Here is a 17,426-nt window from a genome sequence, read left to right as displayed (position 1 = left end):
AAAGACAAAGGCCCGCTGGTGAGCAGCGGGCCTTTGTTGCGTTGTTGTGCTGGTTAGAAGTGGAAGGCGAGCTCTCCTGTGACCGAACGGGGCGTGACGTAGTGCGTTCCCGAGAACGTGGAGAGGAAGTTGTAGAGCGCGTACTTGTTCGTGACGTTGATGGCCGTGACGCGGGCGGAGAACTTGTAGCGGTCGTGGTGAAAGTGGAAGAGATCGTCATCGCCCATGGCCATGTCGAAGAGGGCGCGGGGTGCGATGCGCGTGGGGCTCTTGTCGGCATCCTCGGTACCGGATGCGGGAATTTTGATGAGGTTCGAGGTGAGCTGCGAGGAGAGGCACTGATCGAAGCCTGCGGTGGGTGTGGCCTTGACGCCGTTGCAGACGAGGCCGGCCTGGAACTGCTGGTCCGCGGTGAGGCGGCTGAGGTTGATGAGGGGTTGGCCACCCTGCGTCAGCGGGTTGCCGTTGGCGTCGAGCGAGAAGCCGAGGCAATCCGTGTTGGCGCTGGCGTTGGCGTTGTAGCAGGGCGCAGCGCCGGCGACGAGGCCGGAGTCATAGCGGAAGTTCACGCCGTACCAGAGCGACTTGCGGAAGGGCATGTTGTATTGCACATGCGTGGTCTCGTTGAATCGCTCGTCGTGGTCGATGCGGAAGGGTGTGTAGACGTTGGCGGTGGTGCTGGCCGAGGCGGGCACGGCGCCGACGCCGCCGATCTGCGGGGAGAAGAAGCGCGCGGCCACGCTGGAGGCGTTGAACTGGCCGGAGATGCCCTTCCAGTCGGTCATGGCGAAGGAGATGGCGTAGCCGGGGATCTTGGAGTTGTGCCACTCGATGGGGAAGGTGATGGGCGTGGTGCCGAAGACGGAGAAGTCGTAGGCGTTGTGGGTGTACTTCCAGAGGTACTCGCCGGTGAAGACGAAGTGACTGCCGATGGACTGGCTGATGCCCGCGTGGAACTCGTTGCGGAAGCCGGGATTGAAGGGCGTTGCGGTGTTGGAGGTGCAGCCGCCGGTGACGTTGAAGACCGCGTAGATGACCGCGTCCGCGCAGCCGGTGGAGCTGAGGACGAGGTTCTCGTTGAAGGGCGTCTCCTGGGTGCGGGCGTAGGAGATACGAAGGACGGTGCCGGTCTTCTTGATGGTGTAGCTGAGACCGGTGCGGGGCTCGGCCTGGCGCTGGATGGTGAGGCCGTTATAGAAGTCGCCGCGGACGCCGAAGTTGATCTGCCAGGGGCCGGCGGTGATCTGGTCCTGCGCGTAGAGGGCGAGCTGCTTGACGTCGGCGCGGCCGTGCCAGGAGTAGTAGCTGCCGCCGCGGGTGAAGTCGTAGCCGAGCAGGACGGGAGCGAAGGGTGTGGGCAGCGCGGAGGCGTTGGGATTGGCCGCGTTGTAGTTGGTGCCGTTGTTGGCGAAGTAGCCAGCAGAGGAACATTGCGTGGTGGAGGTGTAGCCGTTGACGGGGTTGTTGTCCGAGTCGAGGCAGGGAGCGTTGGCGCCGGGATCGGTGAGGCCGGTCTGCAGGTTCTCGCGCAGGAAGGTCTGCTCATACATGAAGCCGGCCTTGGCGTTGTGGATGCCCTTGACGTAGGAGATGTCGCCGTGGGCTCCGGTGTTCATCAGGGAGCGCTGCTGGGCGACGGACTCCTGCTGCTGGGAGGGAGCGAAGTCGAGCAGAGGGTTGTGGCTGGGGTAGTAGTTGTAAGAGTCGCGGCGGACGTAGAAGCCGAGGTTGGAGACGGCAGTGCTGGAGATGGTGTGGGTCCAGCTGGGGGAGAAGTTGACGGTCTCGATCCTGGAGCGCTGGTCGGTGTTGCCGAGGGTGTTGCCGTTCTGGTCCTGCACGCCGAGGTTCTCGAAGTCGTTGGGGGTTTGGAACCAGGAGCGGGTGTACTGGACGTTGAAGTGCAGCGTGTCGTTGATGCCGGGCTGCACGTCAATGCGGTCGAAGAGGTTGGTCTCGTTGCCCTGATCGTGGAGGACGGTGAACTCGGGGCTATCGAGGAAGCGGGCGGTATTGAGGCCGCTGGCGGCGATGAAGTTGCCCCAGTTCTTGCCGCCGTAGGAGAGATCGAACCCGACGCTGGAGGAGCCAAAGCTGCCGTAGCTGGCGTTGATCTCGCCGGTGGGGGTGGTGACTCCCTGTCCCGAGCGGGTGGTGGCCTTGACGACGAGGGAGGTCTTGTCGCCGTACTCGGCGGGCGGTGCGCCTTCGATGACTTCGAGGGACTGGACGGCGGCGGCGGGCACGGAGTTGGAGAAGACCTTGCTCTGCTGGTCGGTGATGGGCTGGCCGTCGATGGAGAAGGAGTTTTCGGCGTGGTCGCCGAGGCCATGCATCATGCCGTTGGAGTCCGCGGCGACGCCGGGCGAGGCCTGGGTGACGATCGCTGAGAGCTCGCTGGAGGCGCTCTCGATGGGCATGTGCGAGATGAGCGAGCGGTCGATGTCGGTATGGGAGGTGGGGTCGGACTCGACGAGGTCCATGGGAGCATCGACGGTGATGGTCTCGGACGAGGTGGCGATGGAGAGCGTGATCGGAATGGTGACGCCGACGGCGGAGTCCACCGAGACCGCCCTGGAGAAGGTCTGGAAGCCTGTCGACGCGGCGTTGAGCGAATAGCCGTGGAAGGGCACGTTGGGGAACTGGAAGTGTCCCTGGGCATCGGAGGTCGTGGCCTGCGAGTAGCCGCTGACGGCGTTGAAGAGCTTCAGCGAGGCGCCTGGAATGGCGGCGCCGGTGGAATCGGTGACGGTGCCCGAGACGGTACCGGAGTTCGACTGCGCAGCCGCGGTGAGGGCGAAGACGGCGGCGAACAGAAGGGTGCCAAGCGCACGGAAATGGCGGCGAAGGTGGCCGAAGGTCAGGTGTTGCACGGTCAAAGAGAGACTCCTGTGTGTGGCCGGCTGCAAGGCGTCGTACGCGTCGCATGCGCGGCGTCGGGGGCCCGGTGCGGAGAACGGAAGAACCGCTGCGGGGCCGTATGTGCGTCGGAGAAGGCCGTGTTGAGGGTCGCTGGAAGCGATGTTCCAGGGACTCGGCTGCAGTCCTTCCGGCGGGGGAGGCTCAGCATCCGATTGCGGGGCGGCTAGGGTAGGTCAGCTCCTTGAGGAGCCCTGACGATGCACCCAGGCGGAATGAATGTGGCACTTCCGCCTCCTGCCAGCAACGGGAGGAGCTATCCGAGCAGAACGGAGACCGCAGGTGGAGGCCGGGAGAACCCCGCGAAGTGTTCTGTTTCCTGGACACAGGCGAGGCGCCAGGGAGCGCTTTCTGCGATGACGAGCCGCGGCGGCGGGACAGCGTGGCGGGCGGCCACGGGCAGCGCCGAGTGCATGGCCACGCAGAGCGGGCAGACGGAATCGTCGGGTGCGACGGTTCCGGCGTGCTGCTTGGCGACCTGGGCGGTACGGCCGGGGAGGCCAGCGCCGTGGACGTGGACAGCCTGGGCGGTGCTCGCGAGCGCGACGAAGAGCAGGCAGATCAGCGCAACCCATTGCGTGCAGCGTCCCGCGCCCCGAGAAAACGGGCGATCGGAGCTCAGACGGGTTCCGAAGAGGGGTCGCATGCTGGTTGTCGCGTTGGTGGCCGCTGGGGCCAGTCTTACAGCATTGGACGCAGGAAGCTACGGGAAAGTTCTCCGGCCTGGCGTGGCATGCATGAAAGCTCCGTCATTCTGCGTCGATTGCGGCTGAGGCGGAGGTCATTCCGGGATGCTTTCGACCATGGCTTTGAGGCGGGACAGGGCACGTTCCCAGTGACCGGAGAACTGCTCGAAGAAGGCGCGGCCGTGATCGAGGGGCCGGGGATCGATGCGGTAGACGCACTCGCGGCCGAGGCGTTCGGCGTGGACGAGGCCGGCGCGCTCCAGCACGCGGAGGTGCTTGGTGACGGCCTGGCGGGTCATCTTCGCCCCCTCGGAGAGTTCGGAGATCGAAGCTTCGCCGCTGGTCAGGCGGGAGAGCAGACCGAGGCGGGTGGGATCGCCGAGGGCGCGGAAGATCTCGGCCTGCTGGACCGGCTGCGGGTTGTCACTCTGCATAGGACTTGATGCGGGCGACCTGGGTCGTCCAACCCCGGGAGTTCATGAGGTAGGCGGTGGCGCGGCGAGCCTCGGGGACGTGGTCGAAGCCGGACTCGACGACGGTGAGGAGGGTGCCGGTGGAGGTGGGTTCGAGGCGGAACTCGACCAGGGTGGGCTGCTCGCCGGAGTAGTCGATGGCCGGATCGATGGCGTAGGGGTGCCAGTAGAAGCTCAGCAGGCGTTCGGGCAGGACGTCAGCGACGGTGGCAGTCCAGCGGACGTGCTCGTAGCCGGGCACGGTGATGAAGCCGGTGCTGGGCTGTCCGGGAAGGAAGGGTTGGTCGAGCGCGACGCCGAACCACTCGCCGAAGGCCTTGTGGTCGGCGATGGCGGCCCAGACGCGGGAGACCGGGGCGGCGATTTCGATGGAGCGCTCGATGACGTTGGGGGTAGGTTCGGTCGGCATGCGCAACTCCTCGGTTGCATTTCCGAGAAGTCTAGCACGATGCGGGGGGCAAACAGCAAAGCGGCGAGCCCTGAGGGGCTCGCCGCGGAGTCTGCGTGGCGTTGGAGAGCGCCGGAGGCCGAAACTTAGTAGCTGAAGAACTCGTTGCTGCCGCGGCGCAGGCGCAGGCCGTTGACGAACGCGGTGAACGCGGCGGCCCAGAGGAGGAGATCCCAGTACAGCATGGGGTGAACCCAGCCAGGGCCGTAGGTGGCGTCCTGCCCGGCCCAGAGGGTGACGAGCGTGGCGATGATGGTGAACTGAAAGCCCATGACGAGCAGGAGCTGGCCGCGGCGGCGACGACGATCGAGGGCTTCGACCTCATCCGGGGTCAAGCTGCGTTCTTCCACGGGGATCAGCGTATTTGCCATCGTGTAGCTCCTGAGGGGTGTTGCGAAAAGCTGTGGCGTCTCGCGTGCGAGGCGAGGCATGCCTAGCGACATTAGATCACAAATGGAAGCGCTGGGGACGGCCGGTGACCGCACAGTCAAGCGCGTGGAGAGGATGGCCCGCAAGACTCCCTTGCAGGGGTCGACCGCACCCGTCAGCGGCTGAAGCCGCCTTGCGGCATGGCCTTTACGGCGGGGCTGAAGCCCCTCCCCAACAAAGCCGGGATCGGCCCAGCAAGACAAGACAGAGGAAGCAGGCACAGCCTCTATCTAGCCGCCGATGCGGCTTTTGCCGAAGGCGGAGCGGAGGCGGGCTTCGCGGTCCGCGGTGGTGCCGACGGGAGCCTCCTGCAAGGGGACGACGGACTGGAGGCCGGCGACCTCGAAGCGCTTGCGGCAACGGATATTTTTGCAGCCGAGCATGTCGTCGCGGCGGACCATGTAGCTCTGGGCCTTAGCGAACTTGGCGCGGTCGAGCTCATCGGCGCCGCGGGGTGCCTGGGCACGCTTGCGGCGAACCAGCCAGGTGACCTGGTATTCATTGGCCTGATTGCAGTGAGGGCAAGTGAGCTGGTGGTTCTTCTGCTCGGTCCGCTCTTCGAAAAAATCGCGCTCTTCCATCAGACTCCCGGGCTCCTTTGCCCGTCGCGCCTTGCGCCGCCGGAGCAGGATGGCCCGGGACCGCACTCGTCGCACGGGTCAGTATCCCATATCTGCACTGGCAACAGGAGTGCGGGCGGGCACTGCGGTCCTGATTGTGTAGGCTGGATGGCTAACGGAGGGTGTATGCCCAAGGCAAAGAAGAAGAGTGTTTTCTCGGTGACAGCGGCGGTGAAGGCGGCGGCACGGGATCACGTGGGTACTCCCCCGGCGTCGAAGGTGTTGCCCGATCCGAAGGCGAAGGCACTGGCCAAGCCGAAGCACAAGGAGACGCTGACGGACCTGCTGAGCAAGGATCCCGATGAGTAGTGTGGCCTGGGAGGGATTTCCTCTCGCGACTAGTGGTAGGCAATGGCGTCTAAGTGTTCATCACAGAGACGGATACGTCTACAACCGTCTCAGGAGGAACACATGATGAGCACTTCCCGGTTTTCTTTTGCTGCTGCCCTTCCCCTTGCGCTGCTGGCTTCAACGGTTCTTCCTGCTGCTGCCCAGATGAGCCAGTCCCCTGCGCTGGCGATCTCGAAGGACAATCGCACGCTGACGATCTCCGCGACCGAGAAGGCGGAGGCGGATGCCGAGGTGGCCGACCTCTCGGTGGGCTACACGGTGTATGGAGCGACGCTCGAGGCGACGTACAAGGCAGCGTCGGAGAGCTCCAACGGGATTGTGAAGGCGATGCTGGATGCGGGCGCGACCAAAGCGGAGATGCAGAGCCGCGCCCAGCAGGTGGCTCGGCTGAGCGACTACGAGCAGAAGCAGCAGAAGGGCGCGAAGTTTCGCGTGAGCCAGACATGGACCGTGAGCACGGAGCCGGGCAAAGCGGCGGTGATTCTCGACGCAGCGGTGCAGGCGGGAGCGAACCAGAGCGGAGACATCACCTGGCGGATGAAGAGCAATCTCGCGCTGGATGAGGAAGCTCTGCGTAAGGCAACAGAGCACGCGAAGGCCCTGGCGATGACGATGGCGCAGAGCCTGGGAGCTACGCTGGGCAAGCCGGTGTATGCGACAAACAACGTGACGCAGACGGTGGTGCGGCCGATGTATGAGATGAAGGCCAAGGCCATGTTCGCTGATGCGAATGCGCCGGCGCCACTGGCGATCTCGCCGGAGCGGGTGCAGTCAGAGGCTACGGTGCAGATTGTGTTTGCGATCGAGTAGGTGGTTCCTCTGGAATCCTGCGCACCCACGTCTCAGAAGCGAGACGTGGGGCACCCGGCCTTCGGCGAGTCAGAGCTTCCTGCTGTCGGAGAAATCCTGCTAACCCACATCTCTTCGAGATATGGGACACCCGGTTGTCGTTGAGCGCGGATGTTCGAGGTGAAGTTAGCCCGGGTCCCTTGAGGGACCCGGGGCACCCGGGATAGTGCCAGATCGATACGCGGGTATGAGGGACGAGATTCCCGTATTCTTGATTCCATGCCGCAGAGTCCCGTTGCCCTGGCCATCATCGTCTTCACGCTCGTGATGATGGTGTTTTCGATTTCACTGCATGACATGACGCAGGCCTGGATGGCGAACCGGCTGGGCGATCCGACGGCGCGCATGATGGGCCGCATCACCATGAACCCGATGGCGCACTTCGATGCGTGGGGCATGGGCTTGTCGCCGCTGCTTTCGATCTTCATTTTCCATAACCGGCTGCCGCTGGGCTGGGGCAAGCCGGTGCCCACGACGTATCGCAACTTCCATTCGAAGAACGGCGAGATGCTGGCCGTGCTGGCAGGCCCCTGTGCTCAGTTTGTTGCGGCAGTCGTTTCGCTGATTGTGATGGTGGTACTGAAGCATCATGCGGAGGGCGGGATCATCTCGCTGCAGGTGGCGCAGATTCTGGGCAAAGGTGTATCCGTCGATGCGCTGCCGCCGTTGCCGGGGATCTTTCCGGTGATGCTGCTACTGTACCTCTCGATCACGATGAACCTGATGCTGCTGTGCCTGAACATCCTGCCGTTTCCGTTCTTCGATGGTGGACGGCTGCTACTGCACTTTCTTCCCTACAACGCGGCCAAGAAGTATGAAGAGCTGGGCATGTGGATGCTGGTAGGGTTTTTCCTGCTGGCGGGGCCGATGATCTCAATCATCTTCTCGCCATTGATCGGGGTCTTCGACGGATTGCTGTCCTGGCTGTAGCTTTAGAGCCTGCACAACACACGAAGGAGCTGCACATGGCGGAATTGCCGCGGGAGTGGGTCGCTGTCGATGACTACGTAAGCGAGGTGCTGCTGGGTACCGACGCGGTGCTGGAGCAGACGCTTGCCACCAACGGCGATGCTGGCCTGCCTTCGATCGATGTGTCTCCGGCGCAGGGGAGGTTCCTGGAGCTGCTGGCGCTGTCGATGGGGGCGAAGCGGATTCTTGAGCTGGGGACGCTGGGTGGGTACTCGACGATATGCCTGGCGCGGGCACTGCCTAAGGGCAAAGGCAAGGTGATCTCGCTGGAGTTCAGCGAGCGGCATGCGGAGATTGCGCGGGGCAACATTGCTCGGGCGGGATTTGCGGATGTCGTCGAGGTGCGCGTGGGGCCGGCGCTGGAATCCATGCGCGCGTTGCTTGCGGAGAAGCCGGAGCCGTTCGACCTGGTGTTTCTCGACGCGGATAAGGACAACAATCCTCACTACCTGGCGATGGCGATGGAGATGGTGCGCGTGGGGTCGGTGATTTTGATCGACAACGTGGTGCGTGAGGGCGAGCTTGCGAATGCTGCCAGCGACGATGTTCGCGTGCAGGGCCAGCGGCAGGCGATCGAGCTGATGGGAAAGCATCCGCGGCTGCGTGGGACGGTGCTGCAGACGGTGGGCGACAAGGGCTATGACGGGTTCGCGATGGGTGTAGTGGTCGGGTAGGGGCGCTGAGGGTGGTGCGAACCCACGTCTCAGAAGCGAGACGTGGGGCACCCGGAGTGTGCAGGGTTCGGGTTTGCTGTTGAGCTATGAGGTGTCCAGGTTCTGAGCCATGAGGTAGGCGGTGGCACGAGCAGCTCTCGCGCCGTTCCTTCTCAGAGCGCAGGTGTTGCTGAGCCAGCACTACTTGCAGGTGTGGGTGTCTTTGGCGACGAGGCAGGCCTGGTCGTAGTACTTCACGCCGTTGAGTTCCTGGTATTCGAGGACGGTGTGCAGGCCCTCGGTGGTGGGTGTGGACTCCAGGGTCTTGTGCTCGCCGGCTGATTTGCTTTCGGCGGGCTTGCCTTCTTTGAGAGCTTCGGTAGCGACGCGGCCTTTGAGGGCGCCTGCCGAGGGCATCTCGATGCCGAGGATGTGGGCGATGGTGGGCACGAGGTCGATGTTGCCGAAGGGCGCGTTGTCGGCGAAGTGCTGCCTGAAGTCGGGGCCGATGGCGGCCATGTTGTTGAAGGTCTGATCGCGGGCGAGGCCGCCGTGCATGCCCTGGCCTTCCTTCAGCGCGTTGTCGGAGAGCTGGATGCCGGACTGCAGGTTGCCGGGCTCGAGATAGAAGTGTTTGAAGGCGACGGCGATAGCCGGGCGGGGCACGTTGCTGTGGCCGACGAGGCCGACAGCGCTCATGGGCAGAGCACCCGCGCAGACTGAAGGGTCCGCGCAGTACTTGTCGTCGACGAAGATGCCACCGACGTAGTCCATGGAAGCGAGCACGGCGACGGTGTCCTTGATGAGGGCGGTGTCGCCGGCCGGGAAGTAGAGCAGGTCGGAGCCGCCGTTGGTGGCGATGAGGATCTTTGCGTCCTGACCGTCGAGGCGGGTGACCTTGTCGCCGAGGAGAGCGCTGCCGCTGGAGGGAAAGTGCACCTTGTCGGTGAGGGGGACCTGCTCGTATACCGATGCGGTGGTGGTGGAGCGCTTGGCGGCGTCGAAGACGTGGAGGCCCAGCTGGGCGCCGAGATCGAGCGCGAGGAAGCCGGTGGGGAGCATGTGCTCCTGATCGTGCGCGAGCGGGTTGGCGACGTCGTCCTGCAGGTTGGCTGCGGGGGCCGAGGTGGTGGCGCCGGTCGCGTCGATCTCGCGGCGGCTGATGGTGGCGAAGCCGTGATCACTGGTGACGAGGACGTCCGTATTGGCTTTGACTGCGGGGTGCCTGTCGAGCCAGGCGAGAAGCTCGCCGAGGCAGTGGTCGGCGTTCTTCAGTGCCAGTGCTGAGGTGGGGCCGTTGATGCCGGGAGTGAGCGCGAGCGGGCTATCGCCCTGGTTGTGCTGCGTGGCGTCGGGATCGCGCGACCAGAAGAGGATGACGAAGGGAGCTTCCTTCTCCGCGGGGTCCGAAGGCGCCTTGGTGAACATGGGCAACAGGGCCTTTGTGGTGACGTCGATCATCCACTGCTGCTGGGTGAAGTTGGCCTGCAGGGTGCCAGGGTTCTTCGCGTCGCCGGAGAAGCCGTTGTTCCACTTCGAACCTTCGGGGTAGCCGTTGGAGCGGGTGGGAGCCTGGGTGGGAAGGCCGGCGGCCTCCATGGCTTCCTGCACGTCGATGGGCAGGGCGAGACCGGCGTCGGTGCCGGTGGCGTCGTCGATGACGATGGCGCCCTTGCTGTCGATGAAGCCGGTGGGGTCCCAGGCGAGGGAGTCGTTCTGCTGGATGGCGGTGGGGCCAAGCTTGCCGACCGACGCGACGTGGAAGCCGTGCTCGCGGGCGACGGAGAGCAGGGTGCGCTCGCCGAGGTAGTTGCCGTTGAAGATGGCGTTCATGTCGGCGAGGATCTCGTCGTTTTCGAGGAAGGGCGTGATGAAGCCCGCGCCGGTAACGGCGTCGGGACGGGCGAGCCAGGTGCCGGGCCAGATGACGTTGGAGTAGTCGCCGGTATCGCCGAGGCCGTGGCCTGTGGCGATGGCCGAGGCGTTGGCGGTGGTGAAGGTCGGGAAGACGGAGTGGCTGTTCTGGAAGTCGACGCCTTCGGAGCGGAGCTTGTAGAAGGCCGGCATGGTCTCCGGGGTGACGGAGTTGCGGCGCAGGCCGTCGGCCACAAAGATGATGACGTTGTGGGGCCTGGCCTGGGACTTTTCAGTCGACTGGGCGGAGGCAGCACCGGCAGCAAACAGGGACGCGAGAAGGCACGCGGAGGCGACACGCGAGGAGGCGTACAGGGGAGACATGGATCAAGGATAGGCAACGGCACGTGGCACCGTATGCGCGGCCGCCAATATTCACGCGAGTGTAACCGGCGACTCTACTGCCCAAGTGGGCGGCTTTGTTATGTATCATGATATATAGCAGAATACACGGAGGGAGGGCGACCCATGGCGACGCAGGATAAGGCCAAGGTGTTCATGAGCGGACGGAGCCAGGCCGTCCGCATCCCCGCCCGCTATCGCTTCAGTACGGACGAGGTGTTCATTCGGCAGGACCCGACGAGCGGAGACATTACGCTCTCGGCGGCGTTGCCGCGACGCCCTTGGACCGCGCTCTTCCGTGCGCTGGATGAAGCCGTGGCCAGGAATGGCGTTCTTGAGGTGCCTCGGGACGATCGTGAGGCAGCGGAACGGGATTCGTTGTGACGGCGGAAGCTCCTCTGTATCTTCTGGACACAAACATGGTGTCGTACCTCGTGAACGGACGCAGTCAGGAGGCGCGGGCCACGTTGATGGAGCGTGCAGGGCAGGCCGTGATCGCCATCTCGACGATCACGGAGGCCGAGGTCCGGTATGGCCTGGCGCGAAAGCCTGGCGCCACTCAGCTGCACAAGCTGGTGAACGAGTTTCTCGCTAACCTGCAGGTGCTGCCGTGGGACAGCGCGGCAGCCGCGGCCTACGCTGCGCTGCGTGAGGACCTTAGCCGTCGGGGACGCACGCTTTCCGCACTGGATATGCTGATCGCGGCTCACGCGCTAAGTGCTGGCGCGGTGCTGGTCTCAGCCGATGGGGCGTTCTCGCACGCGATGCCTCCGTTGCGCACGGAGAACTGGGCCCCCGACCTGTAGTCGATTCGGTCGACCGCCTGTTCTGCGCCGTACTCGAGACTGACTTGTGGGCGGCTCCTGTATTCTGAAGGTTCCACGCCCGCGGCTGGGTTCCTGGCAGGACCTGAGCCGGTCTGCGGCGTTCCCTGACATACGCATGATTGCTTCCACTTCCCGAATCGTTCCTCGCCCGCGCGTGCTCTCCGGCATGCGGCCCACGGGCCGGCTGCACCTTGGCAACTACATGGGCGCGCTGCACAACTGGGTGCAGCTGCAGCAGGACTATGACTGCTTCTTCTTTATCGCCGACCTGCACGCGCTGACAACGGATTATGCCGACCCCAGTCGGCTTAAGCAGAGCGTTTTCGACGTTACTTTGGATTTTCTGGCGGCGGGGCTTGATCCAGAGGTATGCACGCTGTTCATTCAGTCCCATGTTCCACAACACGCAGAGCTTCATCTGATCTTCAGCATGTTCACTCCTCTCGGATGGTTGGAGCGGGTGCCAACCTACAAGGACCAGCAGGCGCAGCTGGCAGAGAAGGATCTGAACACCTACGGATTCCTTGGCTATCCGCTGTTACAGTCAGCTGACATTCTGCTATACCGCCCCCACTACGTTCCTGTGGGAGCCGACCAGATCGCCCATGTGGAGTTGACGCGAGAGGTAGCGCGGAAGTTCAATGCTCTCTATTCTCCAAAGCGAGTTAGCTCTGGCTCACTGGGGCTTGACGCCTCGCGGGTTGAAATTGAGCTCGACCCGGACAGGTTGCTGCTGCGCGAACCCGACGTATTGCTCACGGAGACCCCGAAGCTACCGGGGCTGGATGGACGGAAGATGTCCAAGAGCTACGGCAACGCGATCTATCTCTCCGATCCTATGCCCGTTGTCATGCAGAAGGCGGAGAGCATGACGAACGGGGGGCAGCGTCCGACGCAGAAGGATCCCGGCGACCCAGAAATTTGCCCTGTGGGGGATCTGCATCGTGTTTTCTCCAAGCCTGAGATCGACCAGCAGATTCGGGAGGGTTGCCGTACAGCCACCCTGCGCTGCGACAGATGCAAGATGGTGATGGGGGCCTCGGTCTTCGCTCACTTGCAACCGATCCAGACACGTCGAGCCGAGTTGCAGGAGAAGCCGGGGTTCGTGTGGGAAGTGCTGGAGAAGGGCGCGCGGCGTGCTGAGCAGGCAGCTCTTGACACCATGACGGCGATCCGTAACGCTACGGGTCTCTCCCGCGGGCTTGAGGGAGTGCGGATTCATACTCCTCAGTGGCATACAGAAAACGCCCGCAATTCCAGAGACCTTTCGAACATGCAAGATTGGCGTGGCCTTGCCCCTGCAATCCTGCAGCGAAATGTGCGCGAGTTATGGAGAAAAGAGGTTCTGCCGACCGAGGCCGCTTTGACCCCGGAGAGCGAAGGGGTATGGCTAACGCAGAACAAGCGCCGCGTTCTGGTAGTTGCCGCGACACAAAACGGGCTCGATGAAGCATGGATATTTTCTACCAAGCCGAAGACGTACGAGATCATCGTTCTGTTGTGCTGGGATGATCGCGACATGCTGCATGACTTCGTTGTGCCGCAGAAGATCTTTCTCGGACACTGGGTCTTGGCAAAACGAGCTGCGGGCAAGGGGAACATCACCTTTTCGATAGAACGGGAAAACGACCGCTATTACCTGAACATCGGCGGATATACTCCGAGCTTCGACATCACGGAGACCGAGCAGGCTTATGGAATCCTCTAACGACGAACAGAGTAAAGGAGTCGCTCCTGAGCCCTCAGAACAGGAGGCCCGCGCTTTGAATGCTTACTTACAAGACGAAGCGAAGGCGGAAGCAGCAATCGATTCCGTCACGCCGCGCGAGACGCTGGTGCTGGCGCCGAAGCCTGTGCCTCCTGCGCCTGAGCCGAAGAAGATTGCGAAGGAGAAGCCCACGCCGGAGCAGGCGTCGCAGTCTCCGTTCTCGATCACCATCGGCCAGGTATATGACGGGCCGTTCGATCTGCTGCTGGATCTGATCCGCAAGCAGAACCTCGACATCTACGACATTCCTATGTCGAAGATCACCGCGCAGTTTCTGGAGTACACGCACCATCTGCGCGAGGCTGACGTCGACGCCGCGGGTGAGTTCGTCTACGTGGCTTCGATGCTGATCCACATCAAGAGCAAGACGCTGTTGCCGCGCGATCCGATGGAGGTTGCTGCGGGAACGGATGAAGATCCGCGGCGCGAGCTGGTGGAGCGGCTGCTGGAGCATGAGCGCTTCAAGGCAGCGGCGCAGATGCTGCAGCAGAAGCAGATGCTCGAGGACGCGAGCTGGTCGCAGCCCGGCATGCGAAGCTTCCTCCGCGAAGAGGGGTTGGATTCGCCTGACGGCGAGCGCGAGATTGCAGCGACCACGAACGATCTGCTGCTGGTCTTCCGTGACATTCTGCATCGGTTGCGTGAGCGCCCGGTGCACTCGATCAATGAAGACGCGGTCACCGTGGCGCAGATGATCGACTTTGTGAAGCGACGGCTGCTAATGGAAGACAAGCCGGTGAGCCTGCGTCGCATGCTGAGCAGCGTGAAGAGCGAGCGGGCGCTGATCTGCACGTTCCTCGCGATGCTGGAGCTGGTGCGCCTGCAGGCGCTGTTGCTGCATCAGACCGAGCAGAACGGCGAGATCCTGCTGAAGAAGACGGACCGCTTCGACAACGTTTTTGCGGACCAGGCCGCAGTGCGCGACGACTGGGGCTGAGGGTCTGCTCGGACAAACAGCAAGGGCATGGCATACGCCATGCCCTTACTGTTTGCGGCGCATCTTCGCTACAGGAAGAGCTCCATGAAGACGTCGGCGCGCTGGTAGGGCGAGGGTGTGAGCCGGTCTGCGGGGACGTCGCGGAAGCCGGCTGCGGTGTAGACACGGATGGCTGGCAGCAGCGCGTGGTTAGTCTCGAGATAGAGGCGCGTGGCACCACTGGCGCGGGCGGCTTCGACGGTGGCCTGCATGAGCTGGCTGCCGATGCCGAGTCCGCGCACGTTTGCGGTGACGCCCATCTTGGCGACCTCGTACTCGTTGGGTGCGATGGGGATGAGTGCGACGGTGCCCAGCGCGACGCCTTCGCGGATGGCGAAGAAGATGCGGCCGCCCTTCGCGAGGATCGTCTCCTCGGGATGCTCGAGGGTGTAGCGATCCTTGGGCTCGAGCTTGAAGTAGAGCGTGATCCACTCCTCGTTGAGGCGGCGGAAGTCGGCGGCGTCGCCGGGCTGGAACTCGCGGATGGCGATCTCGCTGCGGGTGGGCTTCACGTCTTCGGTCAGCAGGGGCATGCGTCTCTCCTCTATTTCCAAGCTACGCAAAGGGGTGTATATACGTCCAATAACTGAAATGCTGGTATTGATATGCTGGGCTTATGAATGAAGAGATCGAGCTGCGACACCTGCGGTACTTTCTCGCGGTGGCGGATTCGCTGCACTTTACGCGGGCAGCGCAGCAGTTGAAGATCGCGCAGCCCGCGCTGAGCCAGCAGATTCGCAGGCTGGAGGAGTTGCTGGGGCATGCGTTGTTCCTGCGGACGACACGTGGTGTGCAGCTGACGCCGGCGGGATCGCTACTCGCGCTGAGGGCGCGGACGACGCTGGCTCGGGTGGAGGATGACCTCGCGCAGGTGCGGCGCGTGGGACGCGGCGAAGAAGGCACGTTGAGCGTGGGGTTCAGCGGGTCCGTGATGTTTACGGAGCTGCCTGCGGCGATCCGGCGATTCCGCAAGCGGTATCCCAAGGTAGAGCTGCAGCTGCGCGAGATGTGGACTTCGGCGCAGGTGGAGGCGCTGCGGGACGGCGCGCTGGACCTGGGCTTTCTGCGCGATGGCGAAGGCAACGAGGGGCTCGCGACGCGGACGTTGCTACGGGAGAGATTCGTGGCGGTGCTCCCGGAGCGCCATGCGCTGGCGGCAAAGCGGACGTTGCGGGTGAACGACCTGGATGGCGAGCCGTTCATCCTGTTCTCGCGGGCGATGGGGCCGTTGGCTTACGACCGCACGATTGCCTGTTGTGAGCAGGCGGGGTTTGTGCCGGAGATCGTGCAGTATGCGCCGCAGTTTCCTACGCTGTTCCGACTGGTGGCGGCAGGCATTGGCGTATCACTGGCGCCGGCTTGCATGGCGCGGCTCTCGGTGCCGGGCGCGGTGTATCGCGAGGTGCGCAGCACAGCGCGGAGCACGGTGGATCTGGCGATGCGAGCAGGGTTCGAGAGCCCGCTGGCGGATAACTTTGTAGCGCTGTTGCGGACGCAGATCGGTAGTGAGGAGCGGCCCTGAGAGCCATGCTTTGGATGGTTCCCGCAGCAGCCTAGTGACTGGCAACTGCGGTCTCCAGCTCGCGGGCGGATGAAGCGGTTACCTCCTTTCCTTCTGCTACAGCGTGGTCTGCATCCTGCTCTAGAGAAAGCAGGAGCCCTTGAAACTCAGCCATGGTTTGAGCGCAGTGGGCTTCGGCGAAGATGCGTGCGTCGTGCTCGGAGGCTTCGGGAAAGAAGCGGCGATAGAGCTCGACGCGTTGCTGCGACGAGGCCTCGCCCATGTAGAGGCGATAGTCGATGCGGCCGGGACGAAGCAGCGCGGGGTCGAGGCTTTCGACGCTGTTGGTGGTCATCATGTAGACGACGTTCTCGGGAGCGTGAAAGCCATCGAGCACGTTGAGCAGGCCGGAGAGCGTGACGCCGGTGAGCGGGGGAGTCTTGTCCCGGTCATCGCGACGATCCTGCTCGTTGGCGCCGCCCATGCCGGCGCGGCGTTCGCCGGCCTTCATGCAGTCGATGTCCTCAAAGAGGATGACGGAGTTTTCGGGCACGTCGTTCATCGCCATCTTGAGCGAGCGGTCGTTGAATTCGGTGAGGTTCACCATGTAGATGGACATACCGAACTTCGCGGCGAGCGCGGAGACGAGCGAGGTCTTGCCGGTGCCCGGAGGGCCGTAGAGCAGGTAGCCGCGGTGGTACGGCACGCCCAGCCTGCGATAGCGCGGGCGTGAGTTGCGGAACTGCGCGAGGTCCTGCAGGACATGCTCCTTTTCACCGGGCTTCATCACCACGGAGTCGAGCAGCCGTGGCGAGTAGGCCGAGACGTAGGTCCAGCAATCGTCGTAGACGTAGAGATACGACGAGGTGCGGGCCTTGCGGCGATGGCACGCGACGATCTCCGAGGCAAAGTTCTTGAGGAACGCCTGCCTGCGGCCGACGGTGCGGAAGGTAAGCGATTCGGTGCGACGCATGCTTCGACCGCTGGTGTCTTCGCTGCGATAGAACCAGACCCAGAAGGGCCGACCCTGGTGCCAGAAGAGATGGCGTCCGGGTGCGGGAATGAGCGCCATGTCGGCGCCACGGAGGGTGGTGTCGAGGTCGACGCGGCGCAGGCGTTTGAGGAAGCTCTGCTCGAGCAGCCACTCCTTGACCCAGACGAAGGCGTCGTCGTCATCCTTGACGGTGATGGTCATGGTGGTCTGCTGGACGATCCACCACCAGGCGCGTTGCGGAAGCGAGCGCAGGAAGACTCCGACGCTGCCGATGGCCATCAGGAACAGACCGCCGGAGGCGAACTGATTCTGGGTGGCCAGTAGATGTTTGAGGAACTGAAACATAGATATTGCTTTCTAACGGCTCAGGCCGGATCACGGACAAACAGGGGGTCGAGCCCGCAGCGTGTGGGTGTCAGCGCGACGATGCGAAGCTACGCTGAGATGCTGCGGGGCATCGCACGAAAACTTACGGAGACGATGACGCCGTTGCGCGCGAGGAATACCACGTGCGGAGTCATCACTCCCCGAAGGAGTGCGAAGCGATAGGTTGTGCGTGTGAGCGTCGGGAGTCGGTTAGCGCGACTGGAACGACGCCACATCATGCTGCGTGTTGTGCGTTGTAGCTAGCAATGCAGGCGTCCTTTCCTTGGACAGATGGTTCAAGATGACATGAGTTACTGAGAAATGCAATGGGGAGCAAGAGA

General features: G+C 63.5%; 18 protein-coding genes. 9 read left to right on the top strand and 9 right to left on the bottom strand.

Annotation, left to right across the window (positions count from 1 at the left end):
- Window positions 1-53 precede the first annotated feature (53 nt).
- The 6 genes from C4S68_RS23815 to C4S68_RS19360 form a co-directional block, all read right to left on the bottom strand.
- Window positions 54-2,873 (bottom strand): TonB-dependent receptor, encoded by a 2,820-nt coding sequence (locus tag C4S68_RS23815; protein ID WP_268807306.1) that lies wholly within the window; start codon window positions 2,871-2,873, stop codon window positions 54-56.
- A 302-nt stretch (window positions 2,874-3,175) separates the two neighbouring features.
- Complete coding sequence (locus tag C4S68_RS19380) at window positions 3,176-3,565, bottom strand: hypothetical protein (protein ID WP_103934753.1); 390 nt, start codon at window positions 3,563-3,565, stop codon at window positions 3,176-3,178.
- Window positions 3,566-3,700: 135 nt separating this feature from the next.
- Window positions 3,701-4,039 carry an ArsR/SmtB family transcription factor gene (locus tag C4S68_RS19375; RefSeq protein WP_103934752.1) on the bottom strand — a complete coding sequence of 113 codons (339 nt, stop codon included), beginning with the start codon at window positions 4,037-4,039 and terminating at the stop codon, window positions 3,701-3,703.
- Window positions 4,029-4,487, bottom strand: coding sequence for an SRPBCC family protein (locus C4S68_RS19370; protein ID WP_103934751.1), 459 nt, complete (start codon window positions 4,485-4,487; stop codon window positions 4,029-4,031). Before C4S68_RS19370 ends, C4S68_RS19375 begins: the two co-directional genes overlap by 11 nt.
- Window positions 4,488-4,612: 125 nt before the next feature.
- Complete coding sequence (locus tag C4S68_RS19365; protein ID WP_103934750.1) at window positions 4,613-4,897, bottom strand: hypothetical protein; 285 nt, start codon at window positions 4,895-4,897, stop codon at window positions 4,613-4,615.
- Between the two features lie 288 nt (window positions 4,898-5,185).
- On the bottom strand, window positions 5,186-5,536 hold the full coding sequence (locus C4S68_RS19360) for a hypothetical protein (RefSeq protein ID WP_103934749.1): 351 nt from the start codon (window positions 5,534-5,536) through the stop codon (window positions 5,186-5,188).
- A 165-nt stretch (window positions 5,537-5,701) separates the two neighbouring features.
- On the opposite strand from C4S68_RS19360, the gene C4S68_RS19355 reads away from it, so the two are divergent.
- From C4S68_RS19355 to C4S68_RS19340, 4 genes are all read left to right on the top strand, one after another.
- A complete protein-coding gene (locus C4S68_RS19355) occupies window positions 5,702-5,884 on the top strand; it encodes a hypothetical protein (protein WP_103934748.1) in 183 nt (60 codons plus the stop codon).
- A 102-nt stretch (window positions 5,885-5,986) separates the two neighbouring features.
- Complete coding sequence (locus C4S68_RS19350; protein ID WP_160115247.1) at window positions 5,987-6,736, top strand: SIMPL domain-containing protein; 750 nt, start codon at window positions 5,987-5,989, stop codon at window positions 6,734-6,736.
- A 258-nt stretch (window positions 6,737-6,994) separates the two neighbouring features.
- Window positions 6,995-7,705 carry a site-2 protease family protein gene (locus C4S68_RS19345; protein ID WP_103934746.1) on the top strand — a complete coding sequence of 237 codons (711 nt, stop codon included), beginning with the start codon at window positions 6,995-6,997 and terminating at the stop codon, window positions 7,703-7,705.
- A 35-nt stretch (window positions 7,706-7,740) separates the two neighbouring features.
- The gene (locus tag C4S68_RS19340) at window positions 7,741-8,418 is read left to right on the top strand and encodes an O-methyltransferase (protein ID WP_103934745.1); all 678 of its coding nucleotides are present in this window, start codon (window positions 7,741-7,743) and stop codon (window positions 8,416-8,418) included.
- A 180-nt stretch (window positions 8,419-8,598) separates the two neighbouring features.
- Here C4S68_RS19340 and C4S68_RS19335 read toward each other — a convergent pair whose 3' ends face one another.
- Window positions 8,599-10,635, bottom strand: a complete 2,037-nt coding sequence (locus C4S68_RS19335) for an alkaline phosphatase family protein (protein ID WP_103934744.1) — start codon at window positions 10,633-10,635, stop codon at window positions 8,599-8,601.
- Between the two features lie 144 nt (window positions 10,636-10,779).
- Between C4S68_RS19335 and C4S68_RS19330 the strand changes: the two genes are divergently transcribed.
- From C4S68_RS19330 to C4S68_RS19315, 4 genes are all read left to right on the top strand, one after another.
- The gene (locus tag C4S68_RS19330; RefSeq protein WP_103934743.1) at window positions 10,780-11,037 is read left to right on the top strand and encodes an antitoxin; all 258 of its coding nucleotides are present in this window, start codon (window positions 10,780-10,782) and stop codon (window positions 11,035-11,037) included.
- Window positions 11,034-11,459 (top strand): type II toxin-antitoxin system VapC family toxin, encoded by a 426-nt coding sequence (locus tag C4S68_RS19325; protein WP_268807304.1) that lies wholly within the window; start codon window positions 11,034-11,036, stop codon window positions 11,457-11,459. Before C4S68_RS19330 ends, C4S68_RS19325 begins: the two co-directional genes overlap by 4 nt.
- Before the next feature lie 136 nt (window positions 11,460-11,595).
- Window positions 11,596-13,188 (top strand): tryptophan--tRNA ligase, encoded by a 1,593-nt coding sequence (gene trpS, locus C4S68_RS19320; RefSeq protein ID WP_103934742.1) that lies wholly within the window; start codon window positions 11,596-11,598, stop codon window positions 13,186-13,188.
- A 55-nt stretch (window positions 13,189-13,243) separates the two neighbouring features.
- Window positions 13,244-14,185, top strand: a complete 942-nt coding sequence (locus tag C4S68_RS19315) for a segregation and condensation protein A (RefSeq protein WP_235011721.1) — start codon at window positions 13,244-13,246, stop codon at window positions 14,183-14,185.
- 68 nt (window positions 14,186-14,253) lie between these two features.
- On the opposite strand, the gene C4S68_RS19310 is transcribed toward C4S68_RS19315, so the two are convergent.
- Window positions 14,254-14,757: a GNAT family N-acetyltransferase gene (locus C4S68_RS19310; protein ID WP_103934740.1), complete on the bottom strand. Its 504-nt coding sequence runs from the start codon at window positions 14,755-14,757 to the stop codon at window positions 14,254-14,256.
- Between the two features lie 83 nt (window positions 14,758-14,840).
- Here C4S68_RS19310 and C4S68_RS19305 point away from each other — a divergent pair, with 83 nt between their 5' ends.
- Window positions 14,841-15,746: a LysR family transcriptional regulator gene (locus C4S68_RS19305; protein ID WP_103934739.1), complete on the top strand. Its 906-nt coding sequence runs from the start codon at window positions 14,841-14,843 to the stop codon at window positions 15,744-15,746.
- Between the two features lie 31 nt (window positions 15,747-15,777).
- Here the strand turns inward: C4S68_RS19305 and C4S68_RS19300 are convergent, their stop codons facing one another.
- Window positions 15,778-17,064, bottom strand: a complete 1,287-nt coding sequence (locus C4S68_RS19300; RefSeq protein ID WP_103934738.1) for an AAA family ATPase — start codon at window positions 17,062-17,064, stop codon at window positions 15,778-15,780.
- Between the last annotated feature and the right edge of the window lie 362 nt (window positions 17,065-17,426).

Origin of the sequence: Bryocella elongata (assembly GCF_900108185.1) — a bacterium.
Lineage (GTDB): Bacteria > Acidobacteriota > Terriglobia > Terriglobales > Acidobacteriaceae > Granulicella > Granulicella elongata.
This window is presented reverse-complemented; position numbering and strand designations above follow the sequence as displayed.